The organism is Bacteroides caccae, assembly GCF_002222615.2.
GTDB classification, from domain to species: domain Bacteria; phylum Bacteroidota; class Bacteroidia; order Bacteroidales; family Bacteroidaceae; genus Bacteroides; species Bacteroides caccae.
The window spans coordinates 3,505,783-3,524,617 of sequence record NZ_CP022412.2 but is presented as its reverse complement, the minus strand read 5'-3'; the positions used below and the strand labels follow the sequence as shown (position 1 = coordinate 3,524,617).

18 protein-coding genes are annotated in these 18,835 nt (G+C 38.2%); 3 read left to right on the top strand and 15 right to left on the bottom strand.

The window, feature by feature from the left end:
* Positions 1 to 53 precede the first annotated feature (53 nt).
* The 4 genes from CGC64_RS14470 to fldA all read right to left on the bottom strand — a co-directional run bounded on the left by CGC64_RS14470 (position 54) and on the right by fldA (position 2,863).
* Entirely contained in the window at positions 54 to 287 is a 234-nt protein-coding gene (locus CGC64_RS14470; protein WP_005675638.1) for a YecH family metal-binding protein, read from the bottom strand.
* A gap of 82 nt (positions 288 to 369) precedes the next feature.
* Positions 370 to 1,305, bottom strand: a complete 936-nt coding sequence (locus CGC64_RS14465) for a cation diffusion facilitator family transporter (RefSeq protein WP_005675641.1) — start codon at positions 1,303 to 1,305, stop codon at positions 370 to 372.
* A 656-nt stretch (positions 1,306 to 1,961) separates the two neighbouring features.
* On the bottom strand, positions 1,962 to 2,324 hold the full coding sequence (locus CGC64_RS14460) for a DUF2023 family protein (RefSeq protein ID WP_005675642.1): 363 nt from the start codon (positions 2,322 to 2,324) through the stop codon (positions 1,962 to 1,964).
* 32 nt (positions 2,325 to 2,356) lie between these two features.
* Positions 2,357 to 2,863 (bottom strand): flavodoxin FldA, encoded by a 507-nt coding sequence (fldA, locus tag CGC64_RS14455; protein WP_005675643.1) that lies wholly within the window; start codon positions 2,861 to 2,863, stop codon positions 2,357 to 2,359.
* A gap of 182 nt (positions 2,864 to 3,045) precedes the next feature.
* Here fldA and CGC64_RS14450 point away from each other — a divergent pair, with 182 nt between their 5' ends.
* A complete protein-coding gene (locus tag CGC64_RS14450) occupies positions 3,046 to 5,082 on the top strand; it encodes an LruC domain-containing protein (protein ID WP_005681235.1) in 2,037 nt (678 codons plus the stop codon).
* Positions 5,083 to 5,154: 72 nt separating this feature from the next.
* Here the strand turns inward: CGC64_RS14450 and CGC64_RS14445 are convergent, their stop codons facing one another.
* A complete protein-coding gene (locus CGC64_RS14445) occupies positions 5,155 to 6,330 on the bottom strand; it encodes a phosphoribosylaminoimidazolecarboxamide formyltransferase (protein ID WP_005675646.1) in 1,176 nt (391 codons plus the stop codon).
* A gap of 205 nt (positions 6,331 to 6,535) precedes the next feature.
* Here CGC64_RS14445 and CGC64_RS14440 point away from each other — a divergent pair, with 205 nt between their 5' ends.
* On the top strand, positions 6,536 to 7,240 hold the full coding sequence (locus CGC64_RS14440) for a hemerythrin domain-containing protein (protein WP_005675647.1): 705 nt from the start codon (positions 6,536 to 6,538) through the stop codon (positions 7,238 to 7,240).
* Entirely contained in the window at positions 7,230 to 7,841 is a 612-nt protein-coding gene (locus CGC64_RS14435) for a response regulator transcription factor (protein WP_005675649.1), read from the top strand. The genes CGC64_RS14440 and CGC64_RS14435 overlap by 11 nt, the downstream gene beginning before the upstream one ends.
* A gap of 565 nt (positions 7,842 to 8,406) precedes the next feature.
* Here the strand turns inward: CGC64_RS14435 and CGC64_RS14430 are convergent.
* From CGC64_RS14430 to trpD, 10 genes are all read right to left on the bottom strand, one after another.
* The gene (locus tag CGC64_RS14430; RefSeq protein WP_005675650.1) at positions 8,407 to 9,054 is read right to left on the bottom strand and encodes an acyltransferase; all 648 of its coding nucleotides are present in this window, start codon (positions 9,052 to 9,054) and stop codon (positions 8,407 to 8,409) included.
* Positions 9,006 to 9,947 carry a glycosyltransferase family 2 protein gene (locus CGC64_RS14425; RefSeq protein WP_005675651.1) on the bottom strand — a complete coding sequence of 314 codons (942 nt, stop codon included), beginning with the start codon at positions 9,945 to 9,947 and terminating at the stop codon, positions 9,006 to 9,008. The genes CGC64_RS14430 and CGC64_RS14425 overlap by 49 nt, the downstream gene beginning before the upstream one ends.
* 13 nt (positions 9,948 to 9,960) lie before the next feature.
* Positions 9,961 to 11,127 carry a sugar transferase gene (locus tag CGC64_RS14420; RefSeq protein WP_005675652.1) on the bottom strand — a complete coding sequence of 389 codons (1,167 nt, stop codon included), beginning with the start codon at positions 11,125 to 11,127 and terminating at the stop codon, positions 9,961 to 9,963.
* A gap of 15 nt (positions 11,128 to 11,142) precedes the next feature.
* Positions 11,143 to 11,508: a response regulator gene (locus tag CGC64_RS14415; protein ID WP_005675653.1), complete on the bottom strand. Its 366-nt coding sequence runs from the start codon at positions 11,506 to 11,508 to the stop codon at positions 11,143 to 11,145.
* A 237-nt stretch (positions 11,509 to 11,745) separates the two neighbouring features.
* On the bottom strand, positions 11,746 to 14,130 hold the full coding sequence (locus CGC64_RS14410) for an LruC domain-containing protein (protein ID WP_005675654.1): 2,385 nt from the start codon (positions 14,128 to 14,130) through the stop codon (positions 11,746 to 11,748).
* Positions 14,131 to 14,371: 241 nt separating this feature from the next.
* A complete protein-coding gene (locus CGC64_RS14405; RefSeq protein ID WP_005675655.1) occupies positions 14,372 to 15,412 on the bottom strand; it encodes an asparaginase in 1,041 nt (346 codons plus the stop codon).
* Between the two features lie 200 nt (positions 15,413 to 15,612).
* The gene (trpA, locus tag CGC64_RS14400) at positions 15,613 to 16,383 is read right to left on the bottom strand and encodes a tryptophan synthase subunit alpha (RefSeq protein ID WP_005675656.1); all 771 of its coding nucleotides are present in this window, start codon (positions 16,381 to 16,383) and stop codon (positions 15,613 to 15,615) included.
* A gap of 21 nt (positions 16,384 to 16,404) precedes the next feature.
* The gene (locus CGC64_RS14395) at positions 16,405 to 17,025 is read right to left on the bottom strand and encodes a phosphoribosylanthranilate isomerase (protein ID WP_005675657.1); all 621 of its coding nucleotides are present in this window, start codon (positions 17,023 to 17,025) and stop codon (positions 16,405 to 16,407) included.
* Between the two features lie 25 nt (positions 17,026 to 17,050).
* Positions 17,051 to 17,833, bottom strand: coding sequence for an indole-3-glycerol phosphate synthase TrpC (gene trpC / locus CGC64_RS14390; protein ID WP_005675659.1), 783 nt, complete (start codon positions 17,831 to 17,833; stop codon positions 17,051 to 17,053).
* A 3-nt stretch (positions 17,834 to 17,836) separates the two neighbouring features.
* Positions 17,837 to 18,832, bottom strand: a complete 996-nt coding sequence (gene trpD, locus CGC64_RS14385) for an anthranilate phosphoribosyltransferase (protein ID WP_005675660.1) — start codon at positions 18,830 to 18,832, stop codon at positions 17,837 to 17,839.
* Positions 18,833 to 18,835: the final 3 nt, after the last annotated feature.

The following is an 18,835-nucleotide window of genomic DNA, read 5'->3' as shown; positions in this document are numbered from 1 at the left end:
ATTTTTCATATCCGCAAAATGAAAGCTGTTATTATTCTAGTAAGAAGGCAGAGTCAATGATTGCAAACCTTTGTGATATCTACGGTAAAACCTTCATCGGTAGACATAAACTTACCTTTCATCTTGAGAAACTCTATAAGTTCATCAATATCCATATTTTCTGCCGAACAAGTATAGAAGCGTTGATCTTCTCCGAACTTTTCACTGATTGCCTTCTTTAATGATAATTCTGAGTAACTATTACCTTTCATCATGTGAAGGACTTCATGAGCATGTAATTGTTCCATAATCTATTTTTTTTGCAAAGATAATACGGGCATATAGATTAAAACTGTAACATATGTGACAAAGGTCAATTATATCTATTAATTATGGTTTATTTATTGTTTTTTCGACCATATCTTTATCTATTCCGAATTTTTCATTTGTCTGGCATTCACCGGCAGGTTCTACGTGTACAAGAATGTCATAAACGTTATCTATGGAACTTTTTATGCTTTTTTCCACCGATTCTGCAATCTCATGGGCTTGTGTGATGGTAATTTGTGGATTAACCTCTATATCGAGGGTAATCATATAAAGATTCCCTATCATTCTTGACCTTACACGGTGCGGGTTGCTTGCGCCGGGGACTTCCTCTACGGCTTCAAAGATCTTGTTATATACATTCACATCTTTAACACCGTCCATTAGTTCGACGTTAGAATCAATAAAGATACTGACAGACGATTTTATAATAAAGAGACTGATTATTAATCCTGTGATTGAATCGAGTATCGGTAGTTTGAATATAAAGGTAAAGACCAGTCCTACCAAAACTCCGGATGAGATAATAACGTCATTACGCATATTGATCGCATTTGCTGTCAGCATGGAGCTATCAATTCTTTTTCCTTGTTTATACTGATAATGGGCCAACAAGAGCTTTCCAATGATAGAGAATACAGTAACATATATCGCAATAGCCGAGGGAACCTCTTTCGTTGCATCCGAAAAGATGTTGGCAACGGAGGATAACAACATTTGCATACCGGCATAAAATATTACGAGCGACAGGATTTTGGTTGCGATTCCTTCCGCCTTCTCATAGCCGAATACATACTTTTTTGAAGGTGGGCGGTTCATGATGCGTGCAGTGAAAATCATTACGATAGAGATGATTACATCGGTTGCCGAATCAATACCGTCACCGAGTACAGCCAAACTACCTACAAATAATCCGATAATGATTTTTGATGCGGAAAGTATGGCGTTGCCAATTGTACTTACCCAGGAAGTTCTGATTAATATTTTCTCTCGTGACATATAATTACTATGTTTATGAAGCGAATATATATTATTTTATAATACTGACCCTCATATTGTTCTTTTTATTATCATAATTTGATATGTGAGAGGACATGGAATCTAATAAATCACTATAATCTTTCTTTCTCCTTTTAGTAGTTTGGATGTTTTAGTTGTATTATATAGATAGTCAATTAAAACAAGACATTAACCCATGAATAGTTAGCCTTTATGTTCAAAAAATTAAGTACCTCTCTGCTGATAGTATTAGTTTATGTTTTATCCTCATGAACATCTGCAGTCAGGCAAGAGATTGCCATTTTACTTACTCCCGTTAGTTTAATGGAACAGTCAGGCAGTTTTGTCTTTAGAGATGAGATGAAGAATACTCCCTGCCTCTAGAGAGAAAGATTGTGAAGCCTGCTGATATTCTCAGAATGGCAATTTGTCACTCAACAAGGTAAAAAGTTCTCGCCTTGGAGTATAATAGGCTTTGAATTGTTCTTGCTGTTGAGTCATAACGTTGCTTATTGTTAGTTTGTTGTTGAGCGAATCGTTTCTTGGTATAACAAGTTCCCATTGGAAAACGTTTCTCCGATTATCTGTCTTTTTAGAAACGATTCTGCTCGGTACAAACTACATACAAACAAAGCTTACAAGGCCAAAGTTATCTTTTAAACAGCAATCTTAATACCTCTTTTTTTGTTGCAATAGCGTTTGCATTGCTGGCAAAGATCATATCCCAGCATTGTTCCTAAAATGAAATCTTCTTCAGCTGTCAATTGATTTAAAGGACGAGTGATAATATGTCGCATAGCTTCCATACATTCGGGTTTACCAAAAAACAGGTTGATTTTATTAGTACCTATCTCCTGTATCATATAGCTGATGTTTTGGTTCTTCAACCGGCGCACGGCAAAGTCTTCATGTTCTTTACTCATTGTATAAAGTACCATGTTACGTATACCTTTCTTAAACTCATAAATATGATTGAGGAAAATCCGGATTTCACCGGGAATGATTCTTTTGGTAGCCATGATGCAAACAATTGTTTATATTAAGGTGAAGGTTAGCTTATTTCTTGTTTTACTTGTTCAGCCCACGCACTGATACGTTCCTCTGTCTGATTGTCTTCGTTGACTTCATCAATTGGAAGTCCGATAAATTTGCCGTCTACGACCGCTATGGAAGAATCGAATGTGTATCCGGCCGTATCTACTGCTCCGCAGAATTTGCAATGCGCGTCTTTCAGGTCTTCATAAATAATCCCGATGGCATCGCAGAATGTATCGCTATATGAGTCGGAATCACCGCAACCGAACAAGGCTACATATTTATGAGACAAATCGCATTTCTTTAAAACATTTACTCCGTCATACCAATCGTCTTGCAGTTCGCCGGCTCCCCAAGTAGAGCTGCCTAGCACAAGTACATCATACTCATTGACTAAAGCCTCTGTAAGTTTAGATACTTCAAAAATATGTGCGGAAGGAACATTTAGTTTCTCTGCAATTCGACGGGCGACGTCTTCGGTTGTTCCGGTTGTGGAACCATAAAATACTCCAATTTTATTCATCTTTGATATTTTTTTAATGTGATGCTGCAAAGATAGGGTACCTTGTAGAAATAGAAAATCCCTATTAATAATGGAATAATAGTCTCATTCTCATCATAAGTGGGGATAAAATAACTATGTTTTTTGATACTTTTATTTAAAATAGCTATCTTTGGGTCGATCAAAACAAACATTATATGAATATGAGAAATTTAAAGTATTTTTCTTTTGGAATCATCAGTCTGATTTTCGCTTCATGTATAGAAGAAAAAAACTTATCTACTCAGAATGAGGAAGATCTGGAAAATGCAGAACTTGGTTTATCTACAGATTTTTCTCTAAAAACAGAGAGGAGCATATCTATTACTGCTACTGACGGAGAAGGAAAAACACAGAAAGGTGTAAAAATGGGGATATTTGCAAGTCAACCTTACACGGGAGAAGGAATTATCTCTGTCGAACCTATTTTTGTTGGATATACAGATGCTTCCGGTAAATTGAATGCGGATGTAGTCGTCGCCAATAATCTTTCTAAAGTCTTTGTTGCTCCACTTACTGCAGGATATGGGCAGGTGCAGGAAGTGGATGTACGGAATGTTAGCTCATTAAATTTTCGTGGAGTTGCTTTCCCGCAGGCTGCTACTGTGACTCGTGCTGCTGCAGATGAAATTCCACAGATTTTTGGTCCAATCAGCGGCCTTTATCAATTATTTATTCCTTATAAAAATGACGAAGTGAATGAGAATGGTATACCTGTTCAGGGAGGTTGCTCGTTGGTGTCAAAAGAACAACTTTCTCCGGCATTGATTAATAAGATTGATAGTTGGTATCCGGAAAAAAAGAATGTTCAGATAGCGGATTTATCAAAGAATTCTGATTTGAGAATTGTTGATGAGGACGGAGCTCAGGTTTGGGTGACTTATGTTGGAGACGGTGGTTTCTGTGTGGATAATCAAACTGTTTATAATTCATTGCTGTATTATAATTATAAAGAGGGAGATTTAAAAAGTGATGTTTATAAACTTCACATGACTATGTTACTGCCTAACACAAATCAGTTGCAATGTCCGTCAGGCTTAAAAGTTCAGTTGCTTTATTGGGATGGCTCAAAATATAGTAAGGTTTTTCCAAATGGTACACGAATCGGGTTTGCCGTTGCGCGTGCCGGATTTAAAAAAGACGGTACTGCTATAACAGATAAACTTGCATATAGTTTTAAGAATACGATGAGTCCTGCCGTTAATGGGGATGTGAATGGAATGTATTACTCTACTCCAGAATTGAATACATGGGGCAAAACTCAAGCAGTAACTCGTGAATTGGACGGCTATAATTGTTGTGTGACAGGTTTTGATATCCGTCCTTTTGGAGACAGGAAGGCTGATTATGATTTCAATGATGTAATGGTAAAGGTAACGGCTACTCCTGAAAAAGCTATTAAGCCGGGTGAAGATATTCCAGTTGATGAAGATGTGACTGTGGCTGAATCAATTCATGGTACGTTAGCTTTCGAAGATCAATGGCCTAATCCCGGTGATTATGATTTAAATGACTTTGTAGTGAACTATACATATAGTGTCTATAAAAATGTGGATAATAAAATTAACGGTATCCAAATGCGGTTTAGACCGATTGCTAAGGGTGCGGCAAGTTATACAAAAATTGGTTTTGGGATAGAACTACCGTTGGCTTCGAATGATATTGATGTAGCAGAAGTAGAGGGAGCTATTTTAGAAAGTGGAGACTCAAACGCTACTTTCATTATTTGGGAAGATATAAGTAAACCTTTTGCTGGTGGTGAAACAGGTTTTATCAATACAGAAAAAGGCTCTTCTTTTGTTTCGGCAGAAGAGTTGGTTGTGACTATCCCATTAAAAGCAGTAACTAGCAATGTTTCTATGATGAAGTTTAATCCGTTTATATTTGTCAATAAGCGTTCGCATGAGATTCATTTAACGGATTTTGCTCCGACATCAAAAATGGATATGAATTTGTTGGGAAACGGGAAAGATTGTTCGGATGTATCGAAAGGTATTTATTTCCGAATGAAAGATATGTATTGTTGGGCATTGGATTTTCCACGAACTTCTGCAGATGAAGCGGCATGGAGATATCCGAAAGAAAAATCATCAGTGGTAAAAGCTTATAAGAATTACAATAAATGGGTAACAAACAAGACAGATTTATCTTGGTTTGACTCTACTATTCCGGGTAATGTAGATGGAAGTGAATTGTATTAATCTGTTTTGGTAATAAGTTAATAAATAAGGGGCTGCTTTTTGAGGCAGCCCCTTATTTATTAACTATGTTTTTTAATGGTGGAATAAACGAATTCCTGTAAATGCCATTGCCATATTATATTTGTCGCAAGTGCTGATAACATGGTCGTCGCGTACAGAACCACCTGGCTGTGCTATGTAGCTGACACCGCTCTTATGTGCTCGTTCGATGTTATCTCCAAAGGGGAAGAAAGCGTCTGATCCCAAAGATACTCCTGTCATTGTGTTCAACCATGCACGTTTTTCTTCGCGAGTCAGTACTTCCGGTTTTTCAGTGAAAAACTGTTGCCATATGCCGTCTGCTAATACATCATCATAATCTTCTGATATGTATATATCAATCGTATTGTCACGGTCTGCACGACGGATTTTTTCAATCCAAGGCAGGTTCATCACTTTCGGATGTTGGCGTAGATACCAGATGTCTGCTTTATTTCCGGCGAGGCGTGTGCAATGAATACGTGACTGCTGTCCGGCGCCAATGCCGATAGCCTGTCCGTCTTTAGCATAACATACAGAGTTGGATTGCGTATATTTTAAAGTGATTAAAGCAATAATCAAATCACGTTTTGCATCGGCAGGAATTACTTGATTCTGTGTCGGCATTTCTTTCAAAAGACTTTCGTCAATTTTCAGTTCGTTTCTTCCCTGTTCGAAGGTTATGCCGAAAACATCTTTGTGTTCAATAGAGTCCGGACGATAAGCCGGATCTATTTTGATTACATTGTATGTACCTTTTCTCTTGTTTTTGAGAATTTCCAATGCTTCGGGAGTATAATCCGGAGCAATCACACCGTCAGATACTTCACGATTAATAAGGCGTGCGGTTTCTTCGTCACAGGTATCGGACAATGCGATGAAATCTCCATACGACGACATACGGTCGGCACCACGTGCGCGTGCATAGGCGGTGGCTAATGGGGACAACTTCACATCATCTACAAAATAAATCTTTTTGAGTGTATCATTCATTTCCACTGCAACGGCAGCGCCGGCTGGACTTACATGCTTAAAGGAAGCGGCAGCCGGTAGCCTGGTAGCTTCTTTTAGCTCTTTCACTAACTGCCAACTGTTGAATGCATCCAACAGATTAATATAACCGGGACGTCCGTTCAGTACTTCAATGGGGAGTTCGCCGTCCTTCATGAAAATACGGGCAGGCTTTTGGTTAGGGTTGCAGCCGTATTTCAGTTCGAGTTCGTTTGCCATATCACTTTAATTATAAATTACTAATTACAATTTAATAGCGACAAAATTACTAAAAAAAGAGTAGCCAGCCTAAACTCCTGTTAGAAATTACTAGCATATAATTAGTATTTAGTAATCCGTAATTAATTGAAATACCTATAAATGGTGATTGTATTTCCGTGAAATATTCCGTTTCTTTGCAGTATCTAAATATAAATAGGCATAAATGGATAATTTACAGAAATATAAACCAACCGATAAGATGATTGATCTTATCAGTGATAACTATTCTTTGTTGCAAGTGATGAGCCGTTTCGGACTTTCGTTGGGATTTGGTGATAAAACGGTCAAAGAAGTTTGTGAACTTAACGGAGTAGACTGTCGGACTTTTCTTATTGTTGTCAACTTTATAGCTGAAGGTTTTTCCCGGTTGGATGGAGATGACGGAGAAATTTCCATTCCAGGATTGATAGATTATCTGCGTCAGGCGCATATTTATTTTCTTGATTTCTCCCTTCCCGCTATTCGTCGTAAACTGATTGAAGCGATAGACTGTTCTCAGGATGATGTCGCTTTTCTTATTCTCAAATTCTTCGATGAATATACAAAGGAGGTGCGCAAGCACATGGATTATGAAGAAAAAACAGTGTTTAAGTATGTGGATTTACTGATTAAAGGGGATGCTCCTAAAAACTACCAGATCAGTACGTTCTCTAAGCATCATGATCAAGTAGGGGAGAAGTTGACAGAACTGAAAAATATCATAATTAAATATTGCCCTGCCAAGGCGAACGAAAATTTGCTGAATGCAGCCCTTTTTGATATCTATGCTTGTGAGGCGGGATTGGAATCCCATTGCAAGGTTGAAGATTATATTTTTGTTCCTGCCATTCTGAAGTTGGAAAGGAGGATAAGAGAAAATGAAAAATAACGAAGTTATTCGAATAGCCATTGCAGAAACTTCTGTGATTATTCGTGGAGGACTGACTGCGGCATTGAAACGTCTTCCTAATGCAAAGGTGCAGCCAATAGAGTTACTTTCTGCTGAGGCTTTGCATGATTGCTTGCGGACACAATGCCCTGAAATGTTGATTGTAAATCCGACTTTTGGCGATTATTTTGACGTAAATAAGTTCCGGGAAGAAGTATCTGGCAAAAAGATACGTTTGATAGCATTGGTCACTTCTTTTGTGGATGCTTCATTGCTAAGTAAGTATGACGAGTCGATCTCCATATTCGATGATCTGGAAACTCTTTCCAAGAAAATTGCCGGTTTGTTGGATATGTCTTCGGAAGAGGATGAAGTGGATAGTCAGGACGCACTTAGCCAACGGGAGAAAGAGATTGTGATCTGTGTGGTAAAAGGTATGACTAATAAAGAAATTGCGGAAAAATTGTTTTTATCGATTCATACAGTGATTACTCACCGGAGGAATATTAGCAAAAAATTGCAAATACACAGTGCAGCTGGCCTGACTATCTATGCTATTGTAAATAAGCTGGTTACGCTTAGTGATGTGAAAGATTTGTAACTACTGAAAGTGTTATAAAACACAAAACCGTTTGCGTACACGAAAATATTTCGTACCTTTGCAGTGCAGTTGAGAAACTGTTAGTTTATAAGGTAAAAGAAAAAGGTTAAAGGTATTAGATTTGACAATTTAAGGTATTAATAGTTTTAGTTCAATAGGAAAAGTTTTAATAGAAGGTAAAAGGACAACGATAGGTAATACGTTTTTAGGTAAAAAGAAGATTAGTTTTCAGGAAAAAAGAGGTAATGAAAAGAAAAGCCCCAAAGGCTTTTCTGATGCGAGACGAGTGGTTCCATAGAAGGAATTAGCTCGTTTTTTTATTTTAGGAACAGATTAACGGAGTTATGTCTCCTGATTAATAAAACCTAAAGTCTGTGTAATCTGTGCTTAAAGCAAAAACAAAATCCCGACGAAATCGCTTCGGCGGGACTCTATTTCATTTTTACTTAAATGTGGCTACGTAATAAAATTATGACTAATTAATTCAATTCTGATACTGCAAAGATAAAGCGTTTCAGTGGGTGTCACAATCACCTTTATGAGGTATATTGCGTAGCTATTCTCACTATTTATAATTACCGGATACTGTTTTTTCCACCTTTTTCCATTCTTTTGTTTCAAAATCATAGGTTTTGATAACTTTTGCAGGACATCCGGCACATATAGAATAGGAAGGTACGGAATGGCTGACTACGCTTCCGGCAGCTACTACACAGTGCTTCCCTAAAGTCACTCCTGGAAGAATAACTGAGTTAGCGCCTACCCATACGTCATCTTCAATAACAACGGGCTGTGTGTTGACCCCTTGTTCGTCGATCATCTTTTTCACATCCTGATAATTATGATTGAGTCCTGTTACGGTCACATTTTGGGCTAGATTAACGTGATTGCCGATATTGACCGGACCTATAATCGTATTTCTTAATCCGACACGGGTATAATCTCCGATAGTCAAATCACCAACTGCATTATTAAGGCAGGAGAAATCTTCAACCACAGAATATTTTCCTAAAAAGAAATGGTTGAAAGGAGGAAGATCTTTGCGTACACTCCGATAGATCACAGAGCCTTTTCCGCGTTTCAGGTAGATGAAATCAAAGAGGCGTATCCACCAGTTTGGACGAGTTTTGACAGGATGCATAATAAGCCGATACACTGCTTGCTTTAAACTGGGTTTTTCTTTAATTCGTTGCTTAAATGTCTTTTTCTCCATATTGAATGTTTTTTCTTTTTGTCTTCCACCAAATAATCCGGAATAGCCAGACTATAAGTAACTAGTAGGCCGAAGAGTATAAGCCACCAGCCGATAGATAATGCCCAGTTATATCCTGTAATCAGCAATGTCCATACACTGACGAAGATACACATTTTTAGCGGAGAAGGTATCAGATGCTGTACTATTCGGTTACAGAAATTCCAGTTCCCTTCCAAAAGCGAAGGGAAGAAATAAGAGGCTGTTTTTCGGAGGCGTCTCCTATATGGGTGAACCGGACTTGATTGACAGTATACAATAGCATCCGGAAGGTAGTCAATATATACATTCTTCCGAAATAACTTCCGTTCGATATTGGTTTTAGAGCTTCTCAGATTGTTTTGCAACCATTCCAAGTCGATAGCTATATTGGTTCCGGATAAGTTAGACGACAGTCCGAATTGTGTATTTCCAGCTCTGAAAAGGCTGTTCTTTATTTCTTTGCATATAGCACGGAAACGATTACAGAAACCTTTGCGATTTTCAATAACTGTGTGTAATTGAATGGCTTGTATTCCGGCATCATACGCATTGTAGATTTTCTCCAGAAAGAGTGGAGACAGAGAAATGGCTGTGTCTGATAAGATAAGGACCAGTTGATAGTGTTCTCTGTCAAGAGTATTGATTCCTTGATGCAAATCATTGTATGTGAAGAATTCGTAAAATTTTTCACGATAGATTACGGGAAGCGGACTTTCTTCCGGAACGAGGATAGCACAATGGTATTTCTTTTCAGCTTTTGGATAGACAATGCGCTTGAAGTGCGATGCAACTGCCAATACAAAGAGGTATAGAATAACAATCCCCACGAAGAAGAATACTAGGTCATCTATTATGTAAATGTAGGTGCTCATCGTCTGTAAAAGGTTATACGTTCTCTTTTTGAATAAATGCAGTAACTGTTTTCAGAATAATTTTGATGTCCAACCAGAAAGAGAATGTCTTTGCATACTTGATATCCAACTGTTTGCGTTCTTCCGCAGATAACTTGCCGGCTTCACCTCTTTTTTCTACTTGCCATAGCCCGGTAAGTCCTGCCGGTCCCATAAAGCGGTCGATATGTTCATCACTAGTTAGTAATTCGGCTTCGTAGAGTGGGAGAGGGCGATTACCTACTATGGACATATCTCCTTTTAAGATATTAATAAGCTGTGGTAATTCGTCAATACTATATTTACGAATGAAGCGCCCTATCTTCGTTATTCTAGGATCATTTTCCAACTTGACAAAAGCATTACTTTTCTCTTTCGATTTTTTGTGAATATAATCTTCTTCGGAAATAACGAAATCATCAGATATCAGGAGAATTTCTTCTTCGTCCACTTTTTGAATTTCTTCGGTCTCTTGCTCTTCTCCCCAAATATCTTCTTCTTGTTCTTCCTCTTGCTGATACTGGTTGAGCGTATTGAAATCCTTCAAATGTTTGTCGGCATCGGTATACATGGACCGAAATTTGAGAAAATCAAAAATCAGATAATTGCTTCCTACACGTTTGGATTTGTAAATAATAGGACCTTTGCTTTCTAGGCGGATAGCCAGTGCTGTGAGTATGAGAAGTGGGGAAAGACATAACAATGCCATTCCTGAAAAGACGATATCAAAAGCTCTTTTCCATAAAGGTAGGCGGAAAGCATTCAAGTTTTGCGTCTTGAGTTGAAGTGCCTGTATCTTTTGATCTTTTCTATGTTTCAGGAAGGTTGACAGAGCCTGCAAGGATTCCGGATTCGTTTCGTATTTAATGGTATTATTTATACCGGCTTTGAGATATTCTGGAGCTTCTTCTTTAGATAAAGAATCAATGACGAGTACCATATAAAGTCCCGGATACTTTTTGCGCATATAATGAATATTTGCAATATCTTGGGATAGATTTATCTGTTCGAAAAACAGAGCTGTATCGTATTTTTCCCGTATCTTGTCTAGTACCTTAATTGCTTGATTACAATTAGATGCTGCATAAAATACCCCTATGCTAAGTTTAGAGAATAGGTTTATAGTCTTGCTATCTTTGCCTATGTAAACAAAATATTGCATATAGAGGATCTGGTGTTAATCGATAATCTTTTTGATTCGAATTTTGAGTTCTAGTGGATTGAATGGCTTTAAAATATAATCTTCCGCTCCTTCTTCCAGCAATCTGATTCTTTCGGTTGTACTTTCTTCACTAGATAACATAACGATAGGTATTGACTTGAATAACTCGTTATTTTTCATATATCTTAGAAATTCGTCACCTGTCATTAACGGCATACGGATGTCTGAAATGATAAGATCAGGTACGTTACCTTCATTCAGCCATTCTATTGCTTTAATGGGATCTTCCAAATAGGTAAAATCATAATCCTTACCTAGGTATATACCGGCAACTTTTCCAATAGTCGCTTTATCATCGACTAGTAATATTTTTTTCTTCATACGAATAGACCTTTCTATCGCTTGCTTTGTTATTGATTTATAGATTAGCTTACTGTCACAGATTATTTATGACAGTTTGCAAATATAGATATTATTTTAGAATAATCTCTCAATATTGACAAGTAAAATTCGTGATATATATTTATTTTATCTAATAAATTTCTCAGTGCGATGTTCTAATAGAAAAACACGGATTTCATATTGATGAAATCCGTGTTATCAATAAATATTTGGTTGTTATTTGTACACTTTAGATGAATCGAATGTTTTCCACCATTCCTGATTCTTAACACCACCGCTAGTTACCCAATCTGTAAACAAGGAATAAACAGTTTTTATATTTACATATTCTAAAGCCCACTTGAAGTCAGTAGGGACCATGATTCCCCATGCCAGATTGTCTTTACTGATGTAATATTTCTTACCGGAAACAGAACTATTATCATTATTTCCTCCAAATAAATCAGTATTAGCTAGTTTGGTTGGTTGATAGCCGATAACATGAATTTCTTTACGATTATTTCTATTTCCTTCCACAAAAATGAAAACATTCAGTTTGTTGATGTTTAATTCATCCGGAGAAATCAGATTGCTGAGTTTTATGGTGAAACTGATGTTCTTAACATTCGTATTGTTTGAATGATTGGCAAAGGTGTTAATTTGTTCATACCGATCTCTTCCCAATGCTTTGTGCGCATCGTCGAATAACGGAATAACTGCATAATCTTGTCCGTTCTCAATCTTATTACTGTTCAGGTTGAAGCTTTTGATAAGAGAGTTGTCACTAAATTCAACAGGTTGCATAATTGCGCTGGCAGGAACACCGTCCAACATGATAGCAGCTCCAATACTTTTAGTAGCTCCGGTAGCGGCTAAATCGATGCTTAATTTGAATTCTTCCACTTTATTATTCTTATTGAGAGAAATCGTTCTTTCTTTGATAATCATGACTAAATCATTCATATCATAGTCTCCATATAATGGCCATTGATCTTCAAATAAATATGCATAATTATGTGTATCATCCACTATGATCGGGAATTTAGGTTCCTCTGGTTCTTCTCCCTTATTTCCTTCGTTCTTTGTTCCTGTACAAACTTCGATAGTTACTTTGGATTCTCCTATTTTTGTAATATATGCGCCGTTCTGTACATGAAAATTAGTCCAATGTGGACTTTTCTCTACATGATTATCTGATTCAATAGCCAAATTGCCGTCATAAGTAAATCCTTGACCGGCTATAATGGGAGATTTTATCATAGAGGTGTTTTCACCTTTTCCATAGAACGTAGCATAACCAGGAGGTATATCCAGTCTTGTAGTTGCTTCCAGCATAGAGCCGTTATTCAAGTTAACAACTCCGTTTTGGAACTCCATTTTAGGTGCCTTGATATATCCTTGGGTTAAGTTTAACTTAATTCCGTTTGCGTAGAAGGAAATAGTGGCTTCCATACTGCAACTATTGTTGACGGTAGGATTAGTGAAACTGATCGTCTCAAAAATGATTATATTTTTGTTTGTGATAACAGCATCTGAGTTTGCAATCATTTTTTTTCCATAAATCTCTCCGTTATTTTCTAATGAGAAATTAGACGGAAGGTTAAACTCTCCTTCAAGTTCAATCTTATTGTCGTTGATAATTTGGGTATTTGAATTAATTGCTATGTCCTTGCTTGTTATAGTACCTCCGTTGTAGAGTGTAGCTCCCGAATGTAATGTCATAGTGTTTGTAACTGATACATTACCCCAGTTTCTTAATGCCGCAGGTGCTCCGTTAGTAAATGATATATTTTCGGCTTCAACGTTTCCTTCATCCATGACAGTCAGCATGGAGTTTCTTATAAAAGTCATCACTCCGGATGCTTTTATTTTAGCATTGTCCATAACAATGATTTCAATACCATTCTGGAACTGGAATGTAGTCGGAATTGTCCATGTTGCATCAACGTAAACTTTGGTTTTAATCTCACCGTCATATCCGTCAAATTTGAATGTACCGTTATAGTCAGAGGTAATTTTATAGGAAGCGTCACGCAGTAAAGTTGTTCCTTGCATTTCTGTAATTTCTTTTGCTTCACTTGGTATGGAAGTATAAACCGGTTTCTCGGGTGAAACAGCTCTTGTGGTAGCGGTACGGCTCATTAACACTCTGTTTTGAGCAGCAGATTCTTGATAGTAGAGTTTACAGGTAAAGTTGTCATTATCTTCCGGCACATCAAACAGATATACCTCTACACGTCCTCTGGGATCAGTCTGCTTTATATAAATACCTTTTTGCGTAGGTAGCAGAGTGATAGCAGCTGTAGCTTTAAAGTTATTCTCTTTATTTGCTGTCCTTGTAGCCAGTACAGATGCGTTTTCATTAGTAAGAGGATCTTCTGTATATATTTCTACTAAGTAGGAATATAACCCTCCTTCTTCATCTTTAACTTCGACTGTGACATTTTCTGTTTTGATTGTGCTCCAATCAAAACCATCAGGAGCAGCAAAACCGTCTCCCATTGGGTTGGACGTTTCGTAGGAGGGATCATACAAATCCTTCCCCGAGTCAACACAACTAAACAGGATACCTCCCATTGCTATTGCAATGATTGGCATGAAATGAATTGTTTTTTTCATCATAATTAATATTGCTTGATTGTTTGTAACCAAAATCTAATGCAAAAATAGCCGCATGTCTTATATTTAGGCTGTATTTTCTGTTATTTTATGTAGGAAAAACAATTGAATTTCCGTTTCGGTTCTATTTTAGCTCTAGTAGGTGCGATGAAGACTTTTTATATGATAAGAAATCCCTTGATTTTCAAATCTACAGATATATCAGATTTGAGAATCAAAGGATTATAATAATCGAATGGGTGTCTTAAGACTTGGTGATTTCTCCTATTAAACAGGAGTTCATTTTGTATCGTATATCTTTGTTGGGCAGTCCGTGTCCTAATAGAAACATTAGTTTTGTTATAGCACATTCAGGGGTACTGTCGTATCCGCTGATAACACCTGCTTCCAAGAGATGCATTCCGGTTTCGTAACGTCCCATTTCGACTGCTCCGGAAGCACATTGGGTGATGTTGACAATGATAATGCCTCGTTCAGTAGCCTCCTTTAATTGACGGATAAACCATTCTTTTTGCGGTGCATTTCCTGAACCGAAAGTTTTCATTACCACAGCTTTTAATCCGGGAACATGAAGGAGTGAAGTTACAATACTCTCTTGAATACCAGGGAAAAGGGTTAAAATAACCACATTGTTATCAAATAAGTAATGCGGCTTTAACGGCTTCGTAGGGTCTGGTTTACGAATGAGGTTGGGCTCGTATTTAATGTGTATGCCAACTCGTGCCAAAGGCGGGTAATTGAAAGAGCGAAAAGCATTAAAGTTTTCTGCATTGATTTTGGTGGTACGATTACCACGCATCAGATGATTTTCAAAGAAAATGCATACCTCCGGAACGATAGCAGTGCCATCCGGATTTTTTGCAGCAGCGATTTCAATAGCAGTGATGAGATTTTCTTTCCCGTCTGTACGCAAAGTTCCGATAGGGAGTTGGGAGCCGGTGAGGATCACCGGCTTACTCAGATTCTCAAGCATAAAACTTAAGGCGGAGGCTGTATATGCCATTGTATCTGTTCCGTGAAGAATCACAAAACCGTCGAAATAATCATAATTGTAATTGATGATTTTTACCAGTTTTGCCCAGTAAGCAGGCTCCATGTCCGAAGAATCGATAGGAGGATTAAATTGATAGGAGGAAATGCGATAGTTGAATCTTTTTAGCTCAGGAACGTGCTTGAGCAGATGATCGAAATTAAAGTTTTCTAGCGCACCAGTTTCCGGGTTTTCTATCATTCCGATAGTTCCACCCGTGTAAATTAACAAAACGGAAGGAGTTTCTGCTCTCATAATTGTTGAATTACTGTTAAAACGCTGACAAAGATATAGATTAATTGCGAATTATGGATAGTAAATGATAAATTTGTTTGTATTTTAGCGTAAAATGTTATAATATTGAATATTTATGCGGATGTATGCTAGGAATTAAAAGGAAAAGCAGGGTAAGTAGCTAAAGTAGTAACTACTTACTCCTGATTACTTCTATAAACTTACTTCAGTGCTTCTTTCAGTTTGAGAATAGCTTTTTCTGGGTCTTTTTCTTCTTCGAGCAGGGTGACGAATCGACTACCTATAATAGCTCCTGAAGCATGTTCGCAGGCAGCCTGGAAAGTTGCCTTGTTAGAAATTCCGAATCCTACCATCAATGGGTTTTTTAGATGCATATCTTCAATCTTCTTGAAGTATAACCGTTTTTGTTCATTGAAATCCTGTTGAGCTCCGGTAGTGGCTGCCGATGAAACCATATAAATGAATCCGTCTGTATGTGCATCAATCTCACGTACACGTTCTTCGCTGGTTTCCGGGGTGATAAGCATAATCACTTTAATGCCGTAACGTTCGGCAATGATGCGATAGCGTTCCTGGTAATCATGGAAGGGAAGGTCAGGAATAATAACACCGTCGATTCCGCACTCCACGCATTTGCGACAGAAATTTTCGAATCCGAACTGCATAATCGGGTTTAAATAGCCCATTAATACTAATGGGATTTTTACATCCCGGCGGATGTTACGTAATTGTTCAAAAAGTACCTTTAGGGACATTCCATTGCGTAATGCTTGAGTTGCGGCATTTTGAATGACAATACCGTCTGCCATTGGGTCACTGAAGGGGATTCCGACTTCGATCATGCTGACACCATGCTTTTCGAGGGTACGGATCACATCGGCAGTACCGTCCAAAGTTGGATCACCTGCACAAAAATAAATGGAAAGTAAATCTTTCTTATTGCTATTGAAGAGTTGGTTAATTCTGTTCATGACTTTAAAAAATTAAATTTATCATTTTAGTTCATTTAAAAATGTCAGGATTCGTACCGGATCTTTTTTCCCCGGTTCCAATTCAAAACGGCTGTTCAGGTCGTAACCGGCGAGACGTGGATGTTTGAACTCCTTTAGTGCGTTGGCGCTGTAAGAGTTGATGCCTCCGCTAAGAAGGAAAGGAAGGAGACCGTTATAGGTATGCAGAATATTCCAGTCGAACAAGTTACCGGAGCCGCCGTATTGTTCGCATTTGGTATCGAACAGGAAAAGGTCACAGACTTTCTCATACTTATATACATTTTTCAGATCTTTCGGATGGGATATAGAAAAGGCTTTGATAATTTTTATCCCCATGGAATACAATGACCGACAGTATTCCGGTGACTCATTTCCATGTAGTTGCACATAGTTTAGTCCGAAACGGTCAGCATACATACTGACAATCTGTTTGTCTTCGTTCACAAAAACACCGACACGGTGGGTGTGGATAGGCAGATAAGCCGGAAGCTCATAGACATACCGGGGAGATTTGGGATAGAAGATAAATCCCAGCATATCTATATCTTGGAGCGATTCTATCTCCTGTATGTTTTCGGCTTCGCGCATACCGCATACTTTGATGATTTTTCCGTTGACCATAAATCTTCTGTTTTGAATAATTGATTTATTGTATAGCTTGCAGGAAATTCCCTAAGGTGTTTCCCGGTTGTGTAGTTCTCATAAATGTTTCTCCGATCAGGAATCCCCGGAATCCGGCTGTTTGCAGACGTTTTACAGTTTGCGGGTCGGAGATTCCGCTTTCGGATACCAATACTGCATCTTGGGGAAGTTGTCCGGCCAGCCGAAAAGAGTTTTCTACATCAGTGAAGAATGTTCCTAAATTCCGATTGTTGATTCCCACCATATCTATTTTCTCATTAATATAAGTTAACTCCTCGGAACTGTGAATTTCTAGTAGTACTTCCAGACCTAAATCGTGTGCTTTCTTCACAAGTTCATTGCATTTTTCCGGTTTCAAAGCAGCGGCAATGAGAAGTACAGCATCTGCACCAACAATTTTAGCTTGATAGAGTTGGTATTCGTCAATGATAAAATCTTTTCTAAGAATCGGAATATCTACCAAAGGACGTGCAGCGCGAATGTCTTTCAAGTTCCCTCCGAAAAACTTCTCATCCGTGAGGATAGAGAGCGCAGAGGCCCCCGCAGCCGCATAAGCCGGAGCTATTTCTTCCGGACGAGCCTCCTGCTTTATCCAGCCTTTGGACGGAGAACGACGTTTGAACTCTGCTATAATTCCCGGAGACGAGGAAATTAATGCCTGTTTCATGGAACGGGAAGACGGCATTTCACTAATTCCTTCCTGCAACTGCTCGATAGAAATCGCCTGTTTTTGCAGATCTACTTCAAATCGTTTATTTGCTATGATTTCGGATAATATATCTTTCATATTTTAATTATTGAGTTCAATAAACTTCTTTAATGTATTCAGTGCCCTTCCGCTTTCTAGTGATTCTTTTGCAAGAGTGATACATTCTTCAATAGTCTTTTTCGGACAAATAACATGAATGGCAAAAGCCGAATTAACTACTACTACATTTTTTTGAGCTTCAGTTGCTGTATTATTCATGATATTATCGAAAATTTTGGCAGCCTCTTTCGGTGTCTGACCGCCGTCCAGATCAATGTCCCTATAACGGGAGAATCCGAGGCTTTCGGGAGTATAAATCTTTTCGTTGTCACTCGTTGCTACCTTAAATTCATTCGTCAGAGAAATTTCATCATATCCGTCCAAGCTATGAACAACGGCAAATTTGGTTTTACTTTCCTGATAAGTATAAGTATAGAGGCGTAATAACGGAAGATTGTAAACTCCCAAAAGTTGATAAGCCGGTAATACTGGATTTACTAACGGGCCGAGCATATTAAAAAAGGTACGCACGGCAAGTCCTTTGCGAACCGGAGCGACCGCTTTTAATGCCGGATTAAACAACGGAGCGTGCAGATAAGCAATGTTACATTGTTCCATGCTGCGGCGCAACTGATCTATATCGTCGGTGAACTTTACACCATGTTGTTCCATTACGTTACTGGCGCCACTAACAGATGTTGCTCCGTAATTACCATGTTTCACGACCGGGAAACCTGCTCCGGCTACCGTGAAGCAAGATGCTGTGGAAATATTGAACGTGTTTTTCCCGTCACCACCGGTTCCTACAATATCTATCGGCGCAAATTCGCTTAAATCAACCGGAACGCGCATTTCCAACAATGCGTCGCGGAAGCCGCATAATTCTTCGACTGAGATATTGCGCATTAGAAAGACAGTGATGAGTGAGGCCACCTGTACATCGTTATATTTTCCTTGTGCGATATTTTGTAAGATAGTACGGGCTTCATCACGTCCCAGATATTGATGCTCGAAAAGCTTGTATAGAATCTGTTTCATAAA

Excerpts from the sequence above, each read along its gene's own strand:
- CGC64_RS14470 (WP_005675638.1), bottom strand. The coding sequence starts at position 287 with ATGGAACAATTACATGCTCATGAAGTCCTTCACATGATGAAAGGTAAT.
- CGC64_RS14465 (WP_005675641.1), bottom strand. The coding sequence starts at position 1,305 with ATGTCACGAGAGAAAATATTAATCAGAACTTCCTGGGTAAGTACAATT.
- CGC64_RS14460 (WP_005675642.1), bottom strand. The coding sequence starts at position 2,324 with ATGGCTACCAAAAGAATCATTCCCGGTGAAATCCGGATTTTCCTCAAT.
- fldA (WP_005675643.1), bottom strand. The coding sequence starts at position 2,863 with ATGAATAAAATTGGAGTATTTTATGGTTCCACAACCGGAACAACCGAA.
- CGC64_RS14450 (WP_005681235.1), top strand. The coding sequence starts at position 3,046 with ATGAGAAATTTAAAGTATTTTTCTTTTGGAATCATCAGTCTGATTTTC.
- CGC64_RS14445 (WP_005675646.1), bottom strand. The coding sequence starts at position 6,330 with ATGGCAAACGAACTCGAACTGAAATACGGCTGCAACCCTAACCAAAAG.
- CGC64_RS14440 (WP_005675647.1), top strand. The coding sequence starts at position 6,536 with ATGGATAATTTACAGAAATATAAACCAACCGATAAGATGATTGATCTT.
- CGC64_RS14435 (WP_005675649.1), top strand. The coding sequence starts at position 7,230 with ATGAAAAATAACGAAGTTATTCGAATAGCCATTGCAGAAACTTCTGTG.
- CGC64_RS14430 (WP_005675650.1), bottom strand. The coding sequence starts at position 9,054 with ATGGAGAAAAAGACATTTAAGCAACGAATTAAAGAAAAACCCAGTTTA.
- CGC64_RS14425 (WP_005675651.1), bottom strand. The coding sequence starts at position 9,947 with ATGAGCACCTACATTTACATAATAGATGACCTAGTATTCTTCTTCGTG.
- CGC64_RS14420 (WP_005675652.1), bottom strand. The coding sequence starts at position 11,127 with ATGCAATATTTTGTTTACATAGGCAAAGATAGCAAGACTATAAACCTA.
- CGC64_RS14415 (WP_005675653.1), bottom strand. The coding sequence starts at position 11,508 with ATGAAGAAAAAAATATTACTAGTCGATGATAAAGCGACTATTGGAAAA.
- CGC64_RS14410 (WP_005675654.1), bottom strand. The coding sequence starts at position 14,130 with ATGATGAAAAAAACAATTCATTTCATGCCAATCATTGCAATAGCAATG.
- CGC64_RS14405 (WP_005675655.1), bottom strand. The coding sequence starts at position 15,412 with ATGAGAGCAGAAACTCCTTCCGTTTTGTTAATTTACACGGGTGGAACT.
- trpA (WP_005675656.1), bottom strand. The coding sequence starts at position 16,383 with ATGAACAGAATTAACCAACTCTTCAATAGCAATAAGAAAGATTTACTT.
- CGC64_RS14395 (WP_005675657.1), bottom strand. The coding sequence starts at position 17,025 with ATGGTCAACGGAAAAATCATCAAAGTATGCGGTATGCGCGAAGCCGAA.
- trpC (WP_005675659.1), bottom strand. The coding sequence starts at position 17,833 with ATGAAAGATATATTATCCGAAATCATAGCAAATAAACGATTTGAAGTA.
- trpD (WP_005675660.1), bottom strand. The coding sequence starts at position 18,832 with ATGAAACAGATTCTATACAAGCTTTTCGAGCATCAATATCTGGGACGT.